A 19,647-nucleotide genomic window follows, 5' to 3' on the forward strand; every position below is an offset into this window, starting at 1 on the left:
GGCCTGGCATTTCTACCAGTTGCCGACATTGATCTGGGAGCTTGAAGATCTTGTCAGCGGCGGCGCCAATTTCTGCCGAAGCATGAGGAGCAACGCTATGGAAATTAAAGCCAACTTCGGACTTTTTACATTCCCACTGGAGCCTCAAGCCTATGGCTCGCTGGTGCATTTGCGCGCCGGAGATATTCTTGATATCAAGTCTTTTGATTTGCGGCGATCAACTGCAAAACTCAGTTTATTTGAATCAGATTTATCTGATAAACAGCAACTGGTACGCATCACTGGCGCCGAATTAAAGACGTCCGAACTTTCAGAAAAAATCTACACGCAATGCCAGCAAGCCAGGAAAGCCGAGAGATCAAGCCGCTCACGCCGGAAAAATGTTACTGAAAAAATATATGCTCACGTTCAGCTCTACACAAACGGCGACCTCATCAAAAATTTCTCTGAAGATCAGAGTGATCTCGGCTACGCCGCATTAGCCAACAATGGAAACTTAAAAATTAATGGCAAGAATTACGAAATTGATTTTCGCTATATTGATGCAACTTACTATGAAGTCGCCGGCATCATTGAAGACATCTACTGGGAAATCCACTTGAGTGAGCGTCGAGGTTAGTTGTAGAGAAGTGGGGCGACGCTATGCCACCGCCCCGCTACCTTACTGGCATGCACCACTCTGCTTGGCGCATGCTCAGGCAGCCCATTCGAACCACCGAGCTTGTATAGGCAACCGACCAAATGATGGTTTAGAGTGCTGTTCTGCGTCGTTCACAGGACAGTGTCATGACAGATAAGAGCCAACAATTCGCCAGCGACAACTATTCCGGCATCTGCCCCGAAGCCTGGGCAGCGATGGAAAAGGCCAACCATGGCCACGACCGCGCCTATGGCGACGACCAGTGGACCGAACGCGCCGCGGAATACTTCCGCAAGCTGTTCGAAACCGACTGCGAGGTGTTCTTCGCCTTCAACGGCACCGCCGCCAACTCCCTGGCCCTGGCCTCGCTGTGCCAGAGCTACCACAGCGTGATCTGCTCCGAGACCGCCCACGTCGAAACCGACGAGTGCGGTGCGCCGGAGTTCTTCTCCAACGGCTCCAAGCTGCTGACCGCGCCCAGCGTCAACGGCAAGCTGACACCGCAGTCGATCCGCGAAGTGGCGCTGAAGCGCCAGGACATCCACTACCCCAAGCCACGGGTGGTGACCATTACCCAGGCCACCGAGGTGGGCACCGTCTATCGACCCGACGAGCTGAAAGCGATCAGCGCCACCTGCAAGGAGCTGGGGCTGAACCTGCACATGGACGGCGCCCGCTTCAGCAATGCCTGTTCGTTCCTGGGCTGCAGCCCGGCAGAGCTGACCTGGAAGGCCGGTGTCGATGTGCTGTGCTTCGGCGGCACCAAGAACGGCATGGCGGTGGGCGAGGCGATCCTGTTCTTCAACCGCCAACTGGCCGAGGACTTCGACTACCGCTGCAAGCAGGCCGGGCAGCTGGCATCGAAGATGCGCTTCCTGTCGGCGCCTTGGGTGGGCCTGCTGGAAGATGGCGCCTGGCTGCGCCATGGCGCGCATGCCAACCATTGCGCGCAGTTGCTTGCCTCGCTGGTGAGTGACTTGCCGGGGGTGGAGCTGATGTTCCCGGTTGAAGCCAACGGGGTGTTCCTGCAGGTGCCGGAGCACGCGATCGAAGCACTGCGCGGCAGAGGGTGGCGGTTCTATACCTTCATTGGTAGCGGCGGGGCGCGGTTCATGTGCTCGTGGGATACCGAGGAAGAGCGGGTGCGCGAGCTGGCGGCGGATATCCGCGCCATCATCGGCGCCTGACAGGCCGCATTCGCGGGTAAACCCGCTCCCACAGGGATCGCGCAGGTTTCAAGGCCTGAGGTGAGCCTGTGGGAGCTACAGGTACAGCTCTGCCCTCAAGAGCAATGATGAACCTGTGGGAGCGGGTTTACCCGCGAAGAAGCCAACACGGATCTAAAGCCTGAACCCACCCATCTGCCGCGCCAGGTCATCAGCCAAACCACGCAGCGCCTGGCACTCCTCGCGACAGCCCTGCACCTCCGCCGCGGTCTCCCGCGCCAGGTCGGAAATCCCCTGCACCGTACGGTTGATCTCCTCGGTCACCGCCGACTGCTCTTCGGTCGCAGTAGCCACCTGATGGTTCATGTCGCTGATGTGCTCCACCTGGTCAGTGATCGCCCCCAATGACGCCCCGGTGCGCTGGCTCGACTCCACCCCGCTACCCGTCGCCTGCTGCCCCGCCTGCATCGAACTCACCGCCGAACCCGCGCCCTGCTTCAAGCGCTGGATCATCTGCTGCACTTCGTCGGTGGACAGCTGCGTGCGCCGGGCCAAGGTACGCACCTCATCGGCCACCACGGCAAACCCACGGCCCATCTCCCCTGCCCTGGCCGCTTCAATGGCAGCATTCAGCGCCAGCAGGTTGGTTTGCTCGGAAATGCTACGAATAACCGCTAGAACTTCGTCGATCGAGGCCACTTCATCGGCCAGCTGGCTGACTGCGTCGGCCGCCTTGCCGATATCACCCGACATCCCCTCGATACCACGGATCGAGCGTTGCACCACTTCACGCGCCTGCAGGGCTTCGTCCCTCGCCGACTGCGAGGCCTGGGCCGCATCACCGGCATTGCGGGCAATGTCCTGCACGGTCAAACCCATTTCGTGCACGGCGGTAGCGACCATTTCGGTCATTTCCTGCTGGCGCCCGGAACGCTCGGCGGTGTTGTCCACCACCTGTGTCACCTGCTCGACCGCCAGGTGCAGCCGCTCGGAAGTGTGCAATACCTCGCCGATCAACCGGCGCTGGCTGTCGAGGAAGCGGTTGAAGCCACGCGCCAGGTCGCCCAGTTCGTCCTGGCGTGAATCGTCCAGCCGGTGGCTGAGGTCACCCGCGCCGCTGCCAATCTGTACCAGCGCCGCTGTGACGCGGCGGATCGGCCGCACCAGGCCACGCGCCAGCAGCACCACCAGCAGCAGCGACACCAGGGCCACGGCACCACCGATCAGGCTGGTCAGCCATACCGCCTGGTGCATTGGCGCGTAGATTTCCTCCTCCGGCACCTCGGCCACCAGGGTCCAGTTGAGGTCGCGCAGGGGCAGGCCGAGCGCCAGGTAGCTTTCGCCGTCACGGCTGAAGCGGCTGCTGCGCAGGCCTTCGCCGCCGGTCATCAGCGCCTTGGCGGCATCCGCGCCGAGCTGTTCGGGGAGCTGGCGTTTGCCGCTGAAGGCAGCGTCCGGATGAACCTGGATCAGGCCATCGTTACGCACCAGGAACACCTTGCCGTGCTCGCCAAATTTGAAGTCATGGATCAGCTTCGACAGTTCGGTCATGCGCAGGCCCATGCCAGCCACACCGACCAGTTGGCCATTCTTTTCCACTCGATAGTCGATGAACAGCGCGAGCTCGCCGGTGGCACCGTCGATGTCGATGTTGATCAGGCGTTCGGCACCGCTGTCGATGTAGCCGTAGAACCATTTGTCCTTGGGGTTGCTGCGGCTGAGGGTACGGTCCAGTCCATTCTCGTTGTAGTAGTGGCCGGTTTCGGTCGAGACGAACAAGGTGGTGAAGGCCTGGTTGCGCTGCTTGGCGGCGGTCAGGTATTCGATGAATGGAGCGGCCTGGGCAGGGTCTTCACCGGCGGCAAGCCAGTCGCGCAGCAGGGTGTTGCCGGCAATATCCGCCGCCGCCACCAGCGGCTGGCCGAGCATGCGCTCGATGTCGTTGCGGATGGCCTCGATGCTGGCGGGCAGCGCGGTATCGACCAGGTAGCGTTCGGTGAGGCGGTTTAGCGCCACCGTGAAAATGATGACCACCACCAGGATGCTCGCCAGCAGGGCGGCGCCCATGCTGGTGATCAACTGCCACTGGATGCTCTTGCGCCAGATACGCATGCCCTACTCCCCGCATAATTATTGTTCTGCGGAAAGTGTATACACTTGCGTATCCAGTTAATCCAGTGATCTGAAGCAATCATATGCCCTGCGGGTGCGGGTTTACCCGCGAATGCGATGCTGAATGCACTGACGCATTCGCGGGTGAACCCGCTCCCACAGAGGTCGATGCAAGGCCTTATTGTTCGGCTATGGTTCGCACGATGGCGTCCACCGTGGCGTCGATCTGCGCCTGGGTACGCTCCAGCGTCTTGCGGTGCTCATCCTGCAGTTCGATCTGCCGCGAACACAGGTTCAGCGCGGCCAGCACCAGCAGCTTGTCGCCGATCAGGGTCGGGTACTGACGCTTGGTCTGGGCCAGGGCGGTGTTGAGCATCTGCACGGCCTGGGCCAGGGTCGCTTCCTGGCCTTCAGGCGCCTTGATCGAATAGTCGTTGCCGAGGATCGACACGACATTGATCGGCTGCGCTCGCAGTGTCATGCGCCTACGACGCCAGCGTTGGCGCGCTCGAGCAGGGCCTGCAGACGTGCGGCGGTGCTGCCGTTCTTCTCTTCCTGCTCCATCAGCGACAGCTGCAGGGTTTCGTTCTCTTCCTTGGCCTGGGCCAGTTCCTGGCCGAGGACGGTGTTCTGCTCGGTGAGTTGAGCGTTCTTCTGCATCAGGTCGCTGACCAGTTGCTCGATTTGGTTCAGGGAAGCTTCCAGCATGGGTCTATCTCAGGTTGTTGCGAGGGGCGCACACGATAAAGAAAAGTGCGGCCCATCGCCATTAAATATCGGATTCACAAGGTGTCTAACCCGCAGATTGACAGAGGAACCACCCCCTTGTTCCGACATGGGTCAACCGCCGGTCAGGAAAAGGTTAGCAACCTCACAATTTTCGCCAACAGCACTCAAGACTGAGCAGTCACAACCGATAGCCCGGCAAGTCATGTTCTGTCGCACTTTGCGCACCCTTTTCCCTTTGCCTGGATCGTCCCTTCATGTCTCTACGTAATATGAACATCGCCCCGCGCGCGCTGCTCGGCTTCGCGCTCATCGGCCTGCTGATGCTTGGCCTCGGCATCTTCTCCCTCATCCAGATGGGCAACATCCGCCAGGCCGGCGTCGTCATCGAACAGGTCAGCGTGCCCAGCATCAAGATCCTCGACGAACTCACCGCCCTGAACCTGCGCATGCGCACCCTCTCCTACCGCCTGCTGCTCAACCGCGAGCCGGCGACCCAGCGCGAGACCCTGAGCCTGCTGGACGAACGCAACAGCCAGATCGACCGTGCACGCCAGGCCTACCTGCCGATGATCGGCGCCGCCGACGAACAGGCTGCATTCGACCAGTACGGCCAGTTGCTCAACCAGTACCGTCAACTTGAGTCGCGCATGCGCAGCCTGAGCCAGGCCGACCGCGTCGACGAACTGCGCGACCTGCTCAACCGCGACCTGCTGGCCAACTCCGAACAGATCAACAAAGTCATGGACACCCTGGTGCGCATCAACACCGACCAGACCCGCGCCACCAACGAGAAGGCCGCCAACCAGTACGCCGCTGCCTTCGCCCTGGTGATCGGCCTGCTGGTCGCCGCCACCGTGCTGACTTTCGTCTGCGCCTTCCTGCTGACCCGCAGCATCGTCAAGCCGATCGAAGAAGCACTCAAAAGCGCCGAACAGGTCGCCGACGGTGACCTGACCCACGTCATCCGCGCCGAAGGCACCGACGAAGCCGCCCGCCTGCTGCGTGCCATGGCCCGCATGCAGGACAAGCTGCGCGATACCCTGCAACAGATCGCCGGCTCCGCCACCCAGCTGGCCTCGGCGGCCGAAGAGTTGAATGCCGTCACCGACGAAAGTGCCCGTGGCCTGCAGCAGCAGAACAACGAGATTGAGCAGGCTGCCACTGCGGTAACTGAAATGACCAGCGCTGTGGAAGAAGTGGCGCGCAATGCCGTGAGCACCTCGGAAGCTTCCAGTGAAGCCAGCCGCTCCACCGGTGATGGACGTGACCTGGTGATGGAGACCGTGGGTGCCATCGAGCGTATGAGTGGCGATGTGCAGGCCACTGCCAAACTGATCACTCACCTGGCCGAACAGTCGCGCGATATCGGCAAGGTGCTGGACGTGATCCGTGGCCTGGCCGACCAGACCAACCTGCTGGCGCTGAACGCCGCGATCGAGGCGGCACGTGCCGGTGAGGCGGGCCGTGGCTTTGCCGTGGTGGCTGATGAGGTGCGGGCGCTGGCTCATCGTACCCAGCAGTCGACCAGCGAGATCGAGCGGATGATCGGCAGTATCCAGGGCGGTACGGAAGAAGCGGTGGAATCGATGCGCACCAGCACCGAGCGTGCCGAATCAACCCTGAACATTGCCCGTGGCGCAGGCATGGCGCTGGACACCATCGCCGGGGCGGTGGCGCAGATCAACGAGCGTAACCTGGTGATTGCCAGCGCGGCGGAAGAGCAGGCGCAGGTGGCGCGGGAAGTGGATCGCAACCTGGTGAACATCAATGACCTGTCGGTGCAGAGTGCTACCGGGGCGCATCAGACCAGTGCGGCGAGTGCGGAGTTGTCGCGGTTGGCTGTGGACCTGAATGGGTTGGTGGCCCGCTTCCGTACTTGAGCCTAAATGGTACGCCGTCTTGATAAGCGCCCTTCCCGAACCTGTGAGGCCTGGATCGCGGGAGGGGCTTTAACACCGAGCGAGAGCCCCTTGGGAGGTAGAATCTCCACGATGATGGGCATCACTTTCTGCTTGATGAAATACTCACTAACCATACGCCCGAAGAAGCCGCCAACATCAATTGCCGAGACCCCCAGTTTCACAGAAAAGCTCGCAGCATTGACCCAGTTGGCCCCCGGCAATCCCATCGTAGCCATCGCAACGCTGGCCTTTTTCAGGTATTTGTTCGCATTATCCAGCCTTTTCAATCCTTTCAACTTGGACATGGACGCTTTAGCACGTTTACCAACCCATACGGTGTTTGCAAGCACCTTGGCATAGCTGACTTCGCCACTCGGATCAACTCGGTTGACCGGATCCCCAAGGCAGTACGCATATCCATTGATACCTCCCTGTGAGAATGGGCTCTGCCGATCCGCGCTGTGAAATCGCCTTAATGCTGGGCTGTACATTCGCCTGCCATTACCGAGCAGGTAACTGGCGCTGAGTCTGTTACGCAGCTCACCATTGAATGCCACGACAAAATCATCAATACGATGATCTACACCGTAAGGATCATAGGTGTGGTTTAGTAGTCCAATACTGCGCAAGGCTGGACTAGATGAATCGGCATGTAACAACTCTTCGTGCAATTCGGCCACTCCATATTTCCATGTAGAGCAGATTCTTTAGCCGACGAGCGTTGTCGGGTACTCACAGATATGCTGGTAAGCATAGTGAAACGCGGGTACCTTGTCGTGGCCCCGCTCTCTCAAATCAGTAATCGATCCGCACATCCCCTTTGGGCACGCTGCAGCACGACAGGATGTAGCCCTCGGCTTCGTCCTCTTCGGTAATGCCGCCGTTGTGCTCCATCTCCACTTCGCCGCCCAGCTTGAGCACCTTGCAGGTGCCGCAAATGCCCATGCCGCAGGCTTTCGGGATCATCAGGCCAACCTTGGCCGCCGCCGCGTGCACGGTCTCGCCCGGGGCGATGCGGATGCTCTTCTCGCTGCCGATGAACTCCACCAGGTTGAGATCGGCCGCATCCAGTTCCGGCGCGTCGGCAGCCTGCTCGGCATGCTCCACCGCATCGGCCTTGGCCTCGGGCGGCGTCGCGCCGAACGATTCCTCGTGATAGTTCTTCATGTCGAAGCCGACCGCTTCGAGCATGCGCTTGACCGCAGTCATGTATGGCGTCGGGCCGCAGCAGAACACCACGCGGTCCATGTAGTCCGGCGCGATCAACTCCATCAGGCGCTGGTTGAGGTAACCGCGATAACCCGCCCACGGCTCACCCAGGCCATGCTTTTCACAAATGATGTGCAGGCTGAAATTGGGGATGCGCGAGGCCATCTGCTCCAGCTCGCGGTGGTAGATGATGTCCTTCGGCGAACGGGCGCTGTGCACGAACACCATGTCGACATTGCCGTTGGTGTCGTAGAACCAGCGCGCCATCGACATGACCGGGGTGATCCCGACACCGCCCGAGAGGTAAAGCACCTTCTGCGCCGGGAAATCGATAGCGTTGAACAGCCCCACCGGACCGTGCACCGGCAGCTCGGCGCCTTCGTGCATGGTGTCGTGGAGGAAGTTGGACACCAGGCCGCCCGGTACACGCTTGACGGTGATCGAGAAGCTGTAGGGCACCGACGGTGAACTGGAGATGGTGTAGGAACGCATCACCGGCTTGCCTTCGATCTCCAGCTCCAGGGTGACGAACTGCCCCGGCTTGAAGAAGAACATGATCGGCTGATCGGCCATGAAGCAGAACGTGCGCACGTCCCAGGTCTCCTGGATGACCTTGACGCAGCGCACGATGTGGCGGCCGTTGGCCCAGGTCTGGGTAGTGACCGGATTGAGGAAGGTATCGGACATGTTCATCTCCAGCAGCCGACTATTGGCCTTTTTATGGCTTGGATAATGCGCAAGCTGAAGACGACGTACATTCCTGCCAGCGACATCGGCGTGCTTATCGCGACCAGCCCCGCGCTGCAAGGGCTGGCGCGTCGTAATTCAAATCGGCCATGTCGCCCATGGATACGGTTCATGACGCCTTCGGACGCACACTCCACGGCAAAACAACCAGCTGTTTCTTGATAAGCAGCCTTGCGGCACCACAACAACGATTAGCCACCTTTTGCCGGCCGCACACGGCCCCGAGGAATACACGATGGACGTCACCGCAACCCTGAGCCTGGGCGATCCACTGGAACCTGCACGCAAGGCCACCGCCGAGATGTTGCAGACCCGCGAGCGCACCTACTCGCTGCCCCAGCCTTTCTACACCGACGAGCGTCTGTTCCAGATCGACATGCAGGAGATCTTCCACAAGGAGTGGCTGATCGCCGGCATGACCTGCGAGATCCCGGCCAAGGGCAACTACATCACCCTGCAGATCGGCAAGAACCCGATCATCGTGGTGCGTGGCGCCGAAGGTAAGGTGCACGCCTTCCACAACGTCTGCCGCCACCGCGGTTCGCGCCTGTGCGTCAGCGACAAGGGCAAGGTGGCCAAGCTGGTCTGCCCGTACCACCAGTGGACCTACGAGCTGGACGGCCGCCTGCTGTTCGCCGGTACCGAAATGGGTGCCGACTTCGACATGAACCAGTATGGCCTGAAGCCTGTGAACGTGAAGGTCGCCGGCGGCTACATCTTCATCAGCCTGGCGGAAAACCCGCCTGCCATCGACGAGTTCCTGGCCACCCTGGACCACTACATGGAACCGTACGACATGGAAAACACCAAGGTGGCGGTGCAGACCACCTTGATGGAAAAGGCCAACTGGAAGCTGGTGCTGGAAAACAACCGCGAGTGCTACCACTGCAACGGTTCGCACCCGGAGCTGCTGCAAACCCTGCTGGAATGGGACGACACCAACGACCCACGCGCCAGCCAGGAATTCAAGGACCACGTGGCCGCCTCCGCCGCCGCCTGGGAAGCCGAGAAGATCCCGTACCTGCACAAGAGCCATGGCCTGCGTAACCGTATCGTGCGCATGCCACTGCTCAAGGGCACCGTGTCGATGACCATGGACGGCAAGCAGGCCTGCCAGAAGCTGATGGGTCGTATCCAGAACCCGGACCTGGGCTCGATGCGCATCCTGCACCTGCCGCACTCCTGGAACCACTGCATGGGCGACCACATGATCGTGTTCACCGTGTGGCCGATCAGCGCCCAGGAAACCATGGTCACCACCAAGTGGCTGGTGCACAAGGATGCCGTGGAGGGTGTGGACTACAACCCCGAGAACATGCGCAAGGTGTGGGACGCCACCAACGACCAGGACCGTCGCCTGGCCGAGGAAAACCAGCGTGGTATCAACTCCACTGCGTACCAGCCTGGGCCATACTCGAAGACCTACGAGTTTGGCGTGGTCAACTTCATTGACTGGTACAGCCAGCGCTTGCTGAACAACCTGGGGGCGGAGCCGGCGGCGTATCTGAAGGAAGTTCAGGCGCAGTGATACACGCCAACCAAGCCTGTGGATAATTCACAGGCTTGGTTTTCTGACTAGACTTCCCGGATATCCTGTAGGGATGGTGCGAGATCTGGAACAGTCGATGAGGAACTCTTCCCGCTGATCTCTTCGAGTTCGTGCTCGATCGTATAAACCGATCCTACCGCTTTCCTTGGTGAGCCGCTTGGCGGCGCCACCCTGCGCTTCTTTTTCTTAACTTGCACCTTGAAAATCGTTCTCAAATTCGATCTGAAGTTTTTCTTGGTACCGTGCCAAAGCGCTGATCGCTTATCCCATAATGATTTAGCCAGACGGATACCTGCACCAGTCATCAGCAGTCCGGTTCCTGCGGCAGAGACATAGGGAGCTGCACCAACTCCGGCGAGCCCAAGACCAGCACCTACGACGCTAGTACCAGACCCCGCTAGTGCCATGCGCGAGGCATTTGTCGCAAGGCCGCCTTTTGGGGGTGGGCCGAGCATGATTGCCAACGGCGAAACCACATGCAAAATTGCTGTCAGAGCGCGCTGCGCCTGCGGCAACCATAAAGGAATGGAGCCACTGGGATCGTGGCGGTTTACAGGGTCGCCTTTACAATACATGTACACATTGAGCCCGCCTTCACCGAACGGGCTGTATTCATCTGGCGACTGTAAACGCATGAGCTTCGGATTGTACTGGCGATGACCATTACCCAAAGGGTAGCAACCTGTCAGGGGATCTATCGGCTCGCCACAGAACGCACTTATCGGTCCGCCCTGGATAGCGAAATACCCGTAGGCCGTGTACACCCTACCGATGCTATCCAACCCGCTGAGAACAGAACGCTGCCTGTCGACTGCCAGCAAAAGCACCAAACTCATAGCGAAACCTCTAAAAGGCCTGCCTTGATCCTAAGAGCATTGAAATCGATACGAAACTGGCAAAAATGACGGGTAGCTATTAGTTATCCCGAGGCTTACACACAGCCAACGTGGAAAATGCTCGCCGACGGTGTTTCGCTATCTGGTATCGCAAATTGAACATTTTTTGATCAAACCTTTGAAAGCCTTGCTAATAAAGGCTTGGAGGCCTCCGCGAACACTTTGTCCACAGAGACACCAACAGAGTTTGTGGGCAACCAATGGATGTTCTTCGATCGAGCTGTGGATAAGCGACTCAAGAGCATGATTTCCGAAGAAAGAGAAGACCTCACCCGGACTTGATCATTTTTTGAGCAAGTGTACCGAGGCCCTTAAATATAAGGCCTACAGGCGCTATCAAACAGATTATCCACAGACCGGCTAACAGCGATTGTGGGCAAAATCAGGAGGGTACTGCCGCGCGTTGCATGCGAAGGCAGGGATAATACTGGTTGTTTTTTGACCATAATCTTGGAGGCCCCGTCATACAAGGGCTGCGGCCATGCGCCAACACTTTATCCACACCTTGGCGAACAGATTCGGTGGGCAAAAGCGCCCGATCGAGGCTGTGTATGGAATGTAGGAGCGGCCTTGTGTCGCGATGGGCCGCAGCGCGGCCCCAGGATCTCGACTACGAGTCAAGATTGCCGGGGGCTGCTGCGCAGCCCATCGCGACACAAGGCCGCTCCTACACCGGGACCGCGTGAGGCTCTAGCGCAGCACGCCCTCTTCCACCAGCAGCTTGAGGATGGCCTCGGCGCCTTCCTGTGGAGAAACGTCCTTCAACACCTTGCCACCGCCGCCACTGGCCTTGGCCGTCGCCGCCTTCATCCGGTCGGCACCGCTCTTGGCCTTGATCACCTTCAGCCGCTTGGGCCGTGGGCGGGCTGGCTGCAGTTCGGATTCGGCCAGCAGTTCGTCCTCGACGATAGCCACGTTGCGTGCCGCCAACACACCCCGACGCGCCGGCCCGAAAGCACTCTGGCGCGGCTTGGGCGCAGCGTTATCCACAGTCGCCAGCAACGGCAGGCGCACCTTCAGCCGACGCCGCTGACCGCGCGGCAGCGCCTGCAATACCTGGGCGGTGCCGTTGTCGATCGACTCCACTTCAGCCAACCCCACAATCAGCGGCCAGCCGAGCTTTTCGGCCAGCAGAAACGGCAACATGCCCGACCCTTCGCCGGTCTCGGCCTGGCTACCGGTCAGCACCAGCTGTGCCCCGGCATCGCGCAGGTAATCCCCGAGCACGCCCAGCACGTCGGCACCAGCCGGCTGCTCCAGCACATCCAGATGGTCCAGACCCATCCCCAGGTAGGCGCGCAGCGCCTCTTCCCGTGGGTCGCCGGCATGCACCACCTGCAAGTTATCCCCAGCCAGCTGCAAACCCAGCTCCACGGCGCGCGCATCCTGCTCGGCGCGGCGAGCGCGGCCGGAGCTGGGGTGGGCACCGATGGAAACCAGGCTGATCACTTTCGTACTCATGCTCGTGCCCTTATGCCGCGTCGCGCTGGCCGCCGCTGCGGTAGTTGTCCACAGCCTCGATCAGTGCCTGGAGAATCGCCGAACTGTCGCCAATTACCGACAGGTCGGCCCGTTTGATCATGTCGCAGCCCGGGTCCATGTTGATCGCCACCACCTTGTCGCAGGCGCCGATGCCCTGCAGGTGCTGGATCGCGCCCGAGATACCCACAGCCACGTAGACCCGCGCGGTAACCCAGGTACCAGTGGCACCCACCTGGCGGTTGCGCGGCATGAAGCCGTCATCCACCGCCACCCGCGAGGCGCCTTCGGTGGCGCCAAGGGCCGCGGTGGCCTTGTGATACAGGTCCCAGTCCTTGACCCCGTTGCCGCCCGAGACGATGAACTCGGCTTCGGCCATGGCAATGGTGGCCGGGTCCACGGCCACCGAACCGAGGTCTTCGATGCGCGACAGGCTGCGCGCCACGCTTGTGGACAACTCCACGGGCAGCGCTTCGTGCCGGGTTTCGCTGACTGGCTCGGCGCACTCGGCCGCCGCCAGGATCAAGCGTGGTACGGCGCGCTGCAGGTCTTGCTGGCCGGCACCGGCACGGCCGATGCACTGGCCGTCCTTGACCTGCCATACCCGCGTCGCCGGGCGCTCACCCAGTGCCGCGCCCAGGCGCCGGCCCAGTTCGCCACCACCGGTGCGGCTGTCGGGCAGCAGCCAGTGGCGCGGGGTGAACTGGTTATCCACAGCCCGAAGGCCTTGTACCAGTTGCTCCGGTGCATAACCTTCGAAAGCCTCGCCTTCGATGACCAGCAGGCGGTCGACCCCGGCTGTGGAAAAGTTGCTTTCCTTGTGCTCGCCAAACACCACTGCCAGCACTGCACCGTCGCTGCCGGCCAGGCTGTGGGCCAGGCCGAGCAGGTCGCGGTCGTGGCTGCTCAGGCGGCCACCGACCATGTCCGGCACCACGGCGATGTAGAACGCCGGCGCCGGCACCTGGTGCAGCGGCAGCTTGACCTCGGCCGCCGCCGTGCGTCGTCCGCCCACGGCGGTGCCCTGCTGGGCGCCGCTGCGGTCGATGCGCTTGATGCCGGCCGGGCCGATGAAGCCTGCGGCAATCGCATGGGGGTTCTTGCGGATGAGGCCGTTGGGCCCCATCCAGCTGGTCTGCTGCGTCTGCATCGCTGCATGCAGCGGGTGCAGACGGTTACGGGCGATCCACTCGGCGCGTGGGTCGCGGCGGATAATGTCGCTCATCAGTGCACCTCCGCGGGTTCACGTTTGGCCGTTTGCGGCTTTGGGGCAGAGGGCGCGTCCTCTTCGATCAGCACGTCGGCCACCAGTTCGGCCAGGTCCTTGATCTGCGGGCGCGGTTCGACCACACCTTCGAGCATGGCGGTGCACTGTGGGCAACCCACAGCTACCAGCTCGGCCTCGGTCTCGCGGATGTCGTCCATGCGCATGTCCGGGATACGCTGCTTGCCAGGGATGTCGGTGATCGGCGCACCGCCACCACCGCCGCAGCAACGGGAACGGAAGCCCGAGCGCTGCATCTCGCGCACTTCGATACCCAGGGCCTTGAGCACGGCACGCGGAGCTTCGTACTCACCGTTGTAACGGCCCAGGTAGCACGGGTCGTGGTAGGTGACGCTGCCGCCCTTGTGCTGGCCGAGGTTGAGCTTGTTGGCCGCGATCAGTTCGGCGATGTAGGTGCTGTGGTGCTGCACCTGATAGTCCCCGCCCAGGGCGCCGTACTCGTTCTTCAGCACATGGAAGCTGTGCGGGTCGCAGGTGACGATGCGCTGGAACTTGTACTTGGCCAGGGTCTGGATATTGCGTTTGGCCAGTTGCTGGAAGGTCGCCTCATCGCCCAGACGGCGCGCCACGTCGCCGCTGTCGCGCTCTTCCAGGCCGAGCACGGCAAAGTCCACGCCCGACGCCTTGAGCACCTTGACGAACGAGCGCAGGGTGCGCTGGTTGCGCATGTCGAAGGCGCCGTCACCGACCCAGAACAGCACCTCGGTGGTTTTCACCTCCGACAGCAGTTGCAGGTTGAGGTCGGCGGCCCAGTTCATGCGCCCACCAGGGGCGAAGCCGCCCGGGTTGTCGGTAGCGATCAGGTTGTCCAGCACTTCGGCGCCCTTGTTCGGGGTGGCGCCTTTTTCCAGGGTGAGATGACGGCGCATGTCGACGATGGCATCGACGTGCTCGATCATCATCGGGCATTCCTCGACGCAGGCACGGCAGGTGGTGCACGACCACAGCGTTTCGGCGTCGACCAGGCCATTGACGATCGGCTGGTGCGGGTGGCCGCCATGCTCACCGATCGGTTTGCCCGGGTATGGGCTGCCGGCGAACTGCGCGTCGGTGCCACCGGCCAGGCCGATGACCATGTCCTGGATGAGCTTTTTCGGGTTCAGCGGCTGGCCGGCGGCAAAGGCCGGGCACATGGCTTCGCATTTACCGCACTGCACGCAGGCGTCGAAGCCCAGCAGCTGGTTCCAGGTGAAGTCCACCGGCTTTTCCACGCCCAGCGGCGCGTTCGGGTCTTCCAGGTCCAGCGGCTTGAGGCCGGTGGAACGGCCGCCGCCGAAGCGTTCGGCGCGACGGTGCCAGGCCAGGTGCAGGGCACCGGCGAAGGCGTGTTTCATCGGGCCGCCCCAGGTCATGCCGAAGAACAGCTCCGACACGCCCCACAGCACGCCCAGGCCGAGAATACCCACCATCACCCAGCCACCGGTGTTGGCCGGCAGGATGCCGGCGACCGGCAAGGTGGCGATGAAGAAACTCACGGCAAACGCCAGCAGGCTCTTCGGCAGGCGCATCCACGGGCCCTTGGACAGGCGCGAAGGCGGGTTGAGGCGGCGCTTGAAGACGAAGATGGCGCCGCTGAACATGATCACCGTGGCCACCAGCAACGCGTAGCCGAGGATCTTGCTCTGCAGGCCGAAGCCGTGCACCAGGATCGCCAGTACGGCCGACAGCACGAAGCCGCCAGCGGTGGCCACGTGGGTCTTGGACATGTACTTGTCGCGCTCGACCACATGGTGCAGGTCCACCAGGTAGCGGCGCGGCATGGCCAGCAGGCCGCCGATCAGGTTGACCTTGGACGGCCGGCCACGCCGCCACATGCGCACCCGGCGCAGGGCGCCGAGCACTGCCAGGCCAAGGGCAGCGAACAGCAGGATAGGTAGAAGGGTGTTCAACATGGGAGGCTCCCACAACAGCTGGATTCTTGCGCCACTCTGAAGGTGGGATTGGCCCCTTGTGGGAGCGGGTTTACCCGCGAATGCGTCAGATCAGACAACTCTGTTGCTTGTGCTGACGCTTTCGCGGGTGAACCCGCTCCCACAGGGACCGCGCCCGGTGGCGACGATTTTTCTCGATCAGAAGTCCTTGCACAGGCGCAAGGCGTCGTAGATCGCCGCATGCACGTTGCGCTGGGCCACGCAGTCGCCGATGCGGTACAGCAGGTAGCCTTCGCCCGGCTGGCTGAGGATCGGCTGTGGCTTGATGGCGAACAGCGCCTCCACGTCGATCTGGCCTTTGTTGCGCGAACCTTCCTTCAGTGCGTAGTACAGCTGCTCGTCAGGACGCACGCCGTTCTCCACCACCACCTGGTCGACCACGCGCTCTTCCTTGGCACCGGTGTATTCGTTTTCCAGCACCGCCACCAGCTTGTCGCCTTCGCGGTAGACCTTTTCCAGCATCATGTCGCCGGTCATGATCACTTCTTTCGGGTACATGCTGCGGTAGTAGGTCGGGAAGGTAGTACCGCCCATGGCCACACCCGGCTTGATGTCGTCGGTGACGATCTCGACCTGGCTGCCCTTGTCGGCGATGAAGTCAGCCACCGACATGCCGGTGAACTCGCAGATGGTGTCGTACACCAGCACGTTCTTGCCCGGCGCAACCTTGCCGTCGAGCACGTCCCAGCTGCTGACCACCAGCCCTTCGGCGGCGCCCCAGTGCTCGTTCTGCTCCAGGAAGGAATGCCCACCCACCGCCAGCACGATGATGTCCGGGCGCAGGTCCTGGATGGCAGCCACGTCGGCGGCGGTGCCCAGGCGCAGGTCGACCTTCAGGCGCGCCAGCTCCAGCTGGTACCAGCGGGTGATACCGGCGATCTGGTCGCGCTGCGGGGCCTTGGCGGCGATGGTGATCTGCCCGCCGATCTGCTCCTTCTTCTCGAACAGGGTCACGTCGTGGCCACGTTCGGCAGCCACGCGGGCCGCTTCCATGCCGGCCGGGCCGGCGCCAACCACCACCACCTTGCGCTTGGCGCCGGTGGTCTTCTCGATGATGTGCGGCACGCCCATGTATTCACGGGAGGTCGCGGCGTTCTGGATGCACAGTACATCCAGGCCCTGGTACTGGCGGTCGATGCAGTAGTTGGCACCGACGCACTGCTTGATCTGGTCGATCTGGCCCATCTTGATCTTGGCGATCAGGTGCGGGTCAGCCATGTGCGCACGGGTCATGCCGACCATGTCCACGTAGCCGCCTTCGAGGATACGCGTGGCCTGGTTCGGGTCCTTGATGTTCTGCGCGTGCAGCACCGGGACCTTGACCACTTCCTTGATACCGGCCGCCAGGTGCAGGAACGGCTCCGGCGGGTAGCTCATGTTCGGGATGACGTTGGCCAGGGTGTTGTGGGTGTCGCAACCCGAACCGACCACGCCGATGAAGTCGAGCATGCCAGTGGCGTCGTAGTAGGCAGCGATCTGCTTCATGTCCTCGTGGCTGAGGCCATCGGGGTGGAACTCGTCGCCACAGATACGCATGCCCACGCAGAAGTCGTCACCGACCTCGGCGCGCACAGCCTTCAGTACTTCGAGGCCGAACTTCATGCGGCCTTCGAAGGTACCGCCCCATTCGTCGGTACGCTTGTTGACCCGCGGGCTCCAGAACTGGTCGATCATGTGCTGGTGCACGGCCGACAGTTCCACGCCGTCCAGGCCACCTTCCTTGGCGCGGCGGGCAGCTTGCGCGTAGTTGCCGATCACGCGCCAGATCTCTTCCACCTCGATGGTCTTGCAGGTGGCGCGGTGCACGGGTTCACGGATACCCGACGGCGACATCAGGGTCGGCCAGTTGAAGCCGTCCCAGCGCGAGCGACGGCCCATGTGGGTAATCTGGATCATGATCTTGGCGCCATGCTTGTGCATGGCGTCGGCCAGGTTCTGGAAGTGCGGGATGATGCGGTCGGTCGACAGGTTGACCGACGCCCACCACTCCTGCGGGCTGTCGATGGCCACCACCGACGAGCCGCCGCAGATCGCCAGGCCGATACCGCCCTTGGCCTTTTCTTCGTAGTACTTCACGTAGCGGTCGGTCGTCATGCCGCCGTCAGTGGCGTAGACCTCGGCGTGCGCGGTGCTGAGCACACGGTTGCGGATGGTCAGTTTGCCGATCTGGATCGGCTGGAACATTGCTTCGAATGCCATGACGCTATCTCCGGCTTACAACGGCTTTGTAACGAACAGGCCATCTTCGTGGCCTTCTTCCGACCCGCCATAGACCTGTTCGGCCACGGTGCGGATCGAGCTGCCGCGGGCAGCGAGAATCTGGTCCATGGCACCGGCGAACCAGCCGGTGAACATGTAGTCGACCTTGCGGCCGCACTTGCCATAGACGTACACGAACGCGGAGTGCTTGAGCTTGACGCTGCAGGTGCCCTTGTCGAGGTCGATGTCCTGGATTTCGAACAGGCCCCAGCCGCGCTGGCTCAGGCGCTTCATGTAGTGCTCGAACACCGCAACGCCTTCCAGGCCGTGGCACTCGGCTTCTTTTTCACACCAGTGCCAGGCGGACTTGTAGCCGGCCTTGTAGAGGATCTCGGCGTACTTGTCGGCGCCCAGGACTTCTTCGATGCCCATGTGGTTGTTGACGAAGAAATGGCGCGGCACGTACAGCATCGGCAAGGCGTCGCTGGTCCAGACACCGGTCTCGCTGTCTACTTCGATTGGCAATTGCGGGGCGATCTTGGCCATGGAAACTCAACTCCATAAAATTTTTTATTGGGATGCCCCGGCGTTGCTGGCAGGGGCTTTCAGGCTTGGAGAGCGGCTTACTCGCCCCACACGTCCTTGAGGACGTTGACCCAGTTCTCACCCATGATCTTGCGCACCACGCGCTCGGAGTGGCCGCGCTTGAGCAAGGTTTCGGTAAGGTTGGGGAATTCGCCCACAGTGCGGATGCCCAGCGGGTTGATGATCTTGCCGAAGTTGGTCAGGCGACGGGCGTAGCCCTTGTCGTGGGTCAGGTACTCGAAGAAGTCCTGGCCATGGCCCTGGGTGAAGTCGGTGCCGATACCGATGGCGTCTTCACCGACGATGTTCATGGTGTACTCGATGGCTTCGGCGTAGTCGTCGATGGTGGAGTCGATGCCCTTGGCCAGGAACGGCGCGAACATGGTCACGCCGACGAAACCGCCGTGGTCGGCGATGAACTTCAGCTCTTCGTCCGACTTGTTGCGCGGGTGTTCCTTCAGGCCCGAAGGCAGACAGTGCGAGTAGCAGACCGGCTTTTTCGATTCGAGGATGACTTCTTCGGAGGTCTTGGAGCCGACGTGGGACAGGTCGCACATGATGCCGACGCGGTTCATTTCGGCAACGATCTCGCGGCCGAAGCCCGACAGGCCGCCATCACGCTCGTAGCAGCCGGTACCGACCAGGTTCTGGGTGTTGTAACACATCTGCACGATGCCCACGCCCAGCTGCTTGAACACATCGACGTAGGCGATCTGGTCTTCGAAGGCGTGGGCGTTCTGGAAGCCGAAGAGGATGCCGGTCTTGCCCAGCTCCTTGGCCTTGCGGATGTCGGCGGTGGTGCGTACCGGCATCACCAGGTCGCTGTTATCGCGGATCAGCTTCTGGCTGGCGGCGATGTTGTCGACGGTAGCCTTGAAGCCTTCCCAGACCGACACCGTGCAGTTGGCCGCAGTCAGCCCGCCTTTGCGCATGTCCTCGAACAGCTCGCGGTTCCATTTGGCAATGATCAGGCCGTCGATGACGATGCTGTCGGCGTGAAGTTCGGCTGGGCTCATCAGGCTGTCCCCTTTTATTGAATGGGTTTGCGCCAAACCTTATTGCCGGCGCTTTGGGGCCAGCATATGCCTGTGCCCAAAGGCGCCCCGATGCAAAAACGACAGGGGGTTTGCCGAAAGCGTCAATGCGCGACATCGCGCCCTCTGGCGCGCCGTCTGGCGATGAGAGACAGTCTCGATAACGACATTTCCGGCCGTTTCAT

At 61.6% G+C, this 19,647-nt stretch carries 16 protein-coding genes and 1 pseudogene; 4 read left to right on the forward strand and 13 right to left on the reverse strand.

The annotated features are described in order from the left end of the window. Positions 1-97: 97 nt before the first annotated feature. Both CAG00_RS09390 and CAG00_RS09395 read left to right on the forward strand, forming a co-directional pair. Complete coding sequence (locus tag CAG00_RS09390) at positions 98-619, forward strand: hypothetical protein (RefSeq protein WP_139832753.1); 522 nt, start codon at positions 98-100, stop codon at positions 617-619. Positions 620-786: 167 nt separating this feature from the next. Beyond that, positions 787-1,827, forward strand: a complete 1,041-nt coding sequence (locus tag CAG00_RS09395) for a low specificity L-threonine aldolase (protein ID WP_085664128.1) — start codon at positions 787-789, stop codon at positions 1,825-1,827. 153 nt (positions 1,828-1,980) lie between these two features. Here the strand turns inward: CAG00_RS09395 and CAG00_RS29265 are convergent, their stop codons facing one another. The 4 genes and pseudogenes from CAG00_RS29265 to CAG00_RS09410 form a co-directional block, all read right to left on the reverse strand. After that, a complete protein-coding gene (locus CAG00_RS29265; protein ID WP_371915766.1) occupies positions 1,981-2,718 on the reverse strand; it encodes a methyl-accepting chemotaxis protein in 738 nt (245 codons plus the stop codon). Between the two features lie 126 nt (positions 2,719-2,844). After that, positions 2,845-3,918 (reverse strand): annotated as a pseudogene (locus tag CAG00_RS29270) (cache domain-containing protein); the annotation flags it as partial. Between the two features lie 178 nt (positions 3,919-4,096). After that, on the reverse strand, positions 4,097-4,399 hold the full coding sequence (locus tag CAG00_RS09405; protein ID WP_003257516.1) for a cell division protein ZapA: 303 nt from the start codon (positions 4,397-4,399) through the stop codon (positions 4,097-4,099). Further along, on the reverse strand, positions 4,396-4,626 hold the full coding sequence (locus CAG00_RS09410; protein ID WP_085618417.1) for a hypothetical protein: 231 nt from the start codon (positions 4,624-4,626) through the stop codon (positions 4,396-4,398). The genes CAG00_RS09405 and CAG00_RS09410 overlap by 4 nt, the downstream gene beginning before the upstream one ends. A gap of 275 nt (positions 4,627-4,901) precedes the next feature. On the opposite strand from CAG00_RS09410, the gene CAG00_RS09415 reads away from it, so the two are divergent. Further along, positions 4,902-6,527, forward strand: a complete 1,626-nt coding sequence (locus CAG00_RS09415; RefSeq protein ID WP_085618415.1) for a methyl-accepting chemotaxis protein — start codon at positions 4,902-4,904, stop codon at positions 6,525-6,527. Between the two features lie 2 nt (positions 6,528-6,529). On the opposite strand, the gene CAG00_RS09420 is transcribed toward CAG00_RS09415, so the two are convergent. Beyond that, entirely contained in the window at positions 6,530-7,228 is a 699-nt protein-coding gene (locus tag CAG00_RS09420; RefSeq protein ID WP_176240868.1) for an RHS repeat-associated core domain-containing protein, read from the reverse strand. A 115-nt stretch (positions 7,229-7,343) separates the two neighbouring features. Beyond that, positions 7,344-8,444, reverse strand: a complete 1,101-nt coding sequence (gene gbcB, locus CAG00_RS09425; RefSeq protein ID WP_015268654.1) for a glycine-betaine demethylase subunit GbcB — start codon at positions 8,442-8,444, stop codon at positions 7,344-7,346. 295 nt (positions 8,445-8,739) lie between these two features. On the opposite strand from gbcB, the gene gbcA reads away from it, so the two are divergent. Next, positions 8,740-10,032, forward strand: a complete 1,293-nt coding sequence (gene gbcA, locus CAG00_RS09435; RefSeq protein WP_013970512.1) for a glycine-betaine demethylase subunit GbcA — start codon at positions 8,740-8,742, stop codon at positions 10,030-10,032. A 47-nt stretch (positions 10,033-10,079) separates the two neighbouring features. Here gbcA and CAG00_RS09440 read toward each other — a convergent pair whose 3' ends face one another. The 7 genes from CAG00_RS09440 to CAG00_RS09470 form a co-directional block, all read right to left on the reverse strand. Continuing rightward, positions 10,080-10,889 (reverse strand): RHS repeat-associated core domain-containing protein, encoded by an 810-nt coding sequence (locus CAG00_RS09440; protein WP_085664130.1) that lies wholly within the window; start codon positions 10,887-10,889, stop codon positions 10,080-10,082. A gap of 750 nt (positions 10,890-11,639) precedes the next feature. Further along, complete coding sequence (locus tag CAG00_RS09445; protein ID WP_085664131.1) at positions 11,640-12,410, reverse strand: electron transfer flavoprotein subunit beta; 771 nt, start codon at positions 12,408-12,410, stop codon at positions 11,640-11,642. A gap of 10 nt (positions 12,411-12,420) precedes the next feature. Then, positions 12,421-13,653 (reverse strand): electron transfer flavoprotein subunit alpha/FixB family protein, encoded by a 1,233-nt coding sequence (locus CAG00_RS09450; protein ID WP_039613190.1) that lies wholly within the window; start codon positions 13,651-13,653, stop codon positions 12,421-12,423. Then, positions 13,653-15,605 (reverse strand): dimethylglycine demethylation protein DgcB, encoded by a 1,953-nt coding sequence (gene dgcB, locus CAG00_RS09455; RefSeq protein WP_013970509.1) that lies wholly within the window; start codon positions 15,603-15,605, stop codon positions 13,653-13,655. Before dgcB ends, CAG00_RS09450 begins: the two co-directional genes overlap by 1 nt. A gap of 177 nt (positions 15,606-15,782) precedes the next feature. Beyond that, the gene (gene dgcA / locus CAG00_RS09460; RefSeq protein WP_025337383.1) at positions 15,783-17,843 is read right to left on the reverse strand and encodes a dimethylglycine demethylation protein DgcA; all 2,061 of its coding nucleotides are present in this window, start codon (positions 17,841-17,843) and stop codon (positions 15,783-15,785) included. Positions 17,844-17,858: 15 nt separating this feature from the next. Continuing rightward, a complete protein-coding gene (locus CAG00_RS09465) occupies positions 17,859-18,389 on the reverse strand; it encodes a DUF5943 domain-containing protein (protein ID WP_013970507.1) in 531 nt (176 codons plus the stop codon). A gap of 77 nt (positions 18,390-18,466) precedes the next feature. Then, on the reverse strand, positions 18,467-19,444 hold the full coding sequence (locus CAG00_RS09470) for a dipeptidase (RefSeq protein WP_003257506.1): 978 nt from the start codon (positions 19,442-19,444) through the stop codon (positions 18,467-18,469). Positions 19,445-19,647: the final 203 nt, after the last annotated feature.

The organism is Pseudomonas sp. B5(2017) (assembly GCF_002112825.1).
GTDB lineage: Bacteria > Pseudomonadota > Gammaproteobacteria > Pseudomonadales > Pseudomonadaceae > Aquipseudomonas > Aquipseudomonas putida_Z.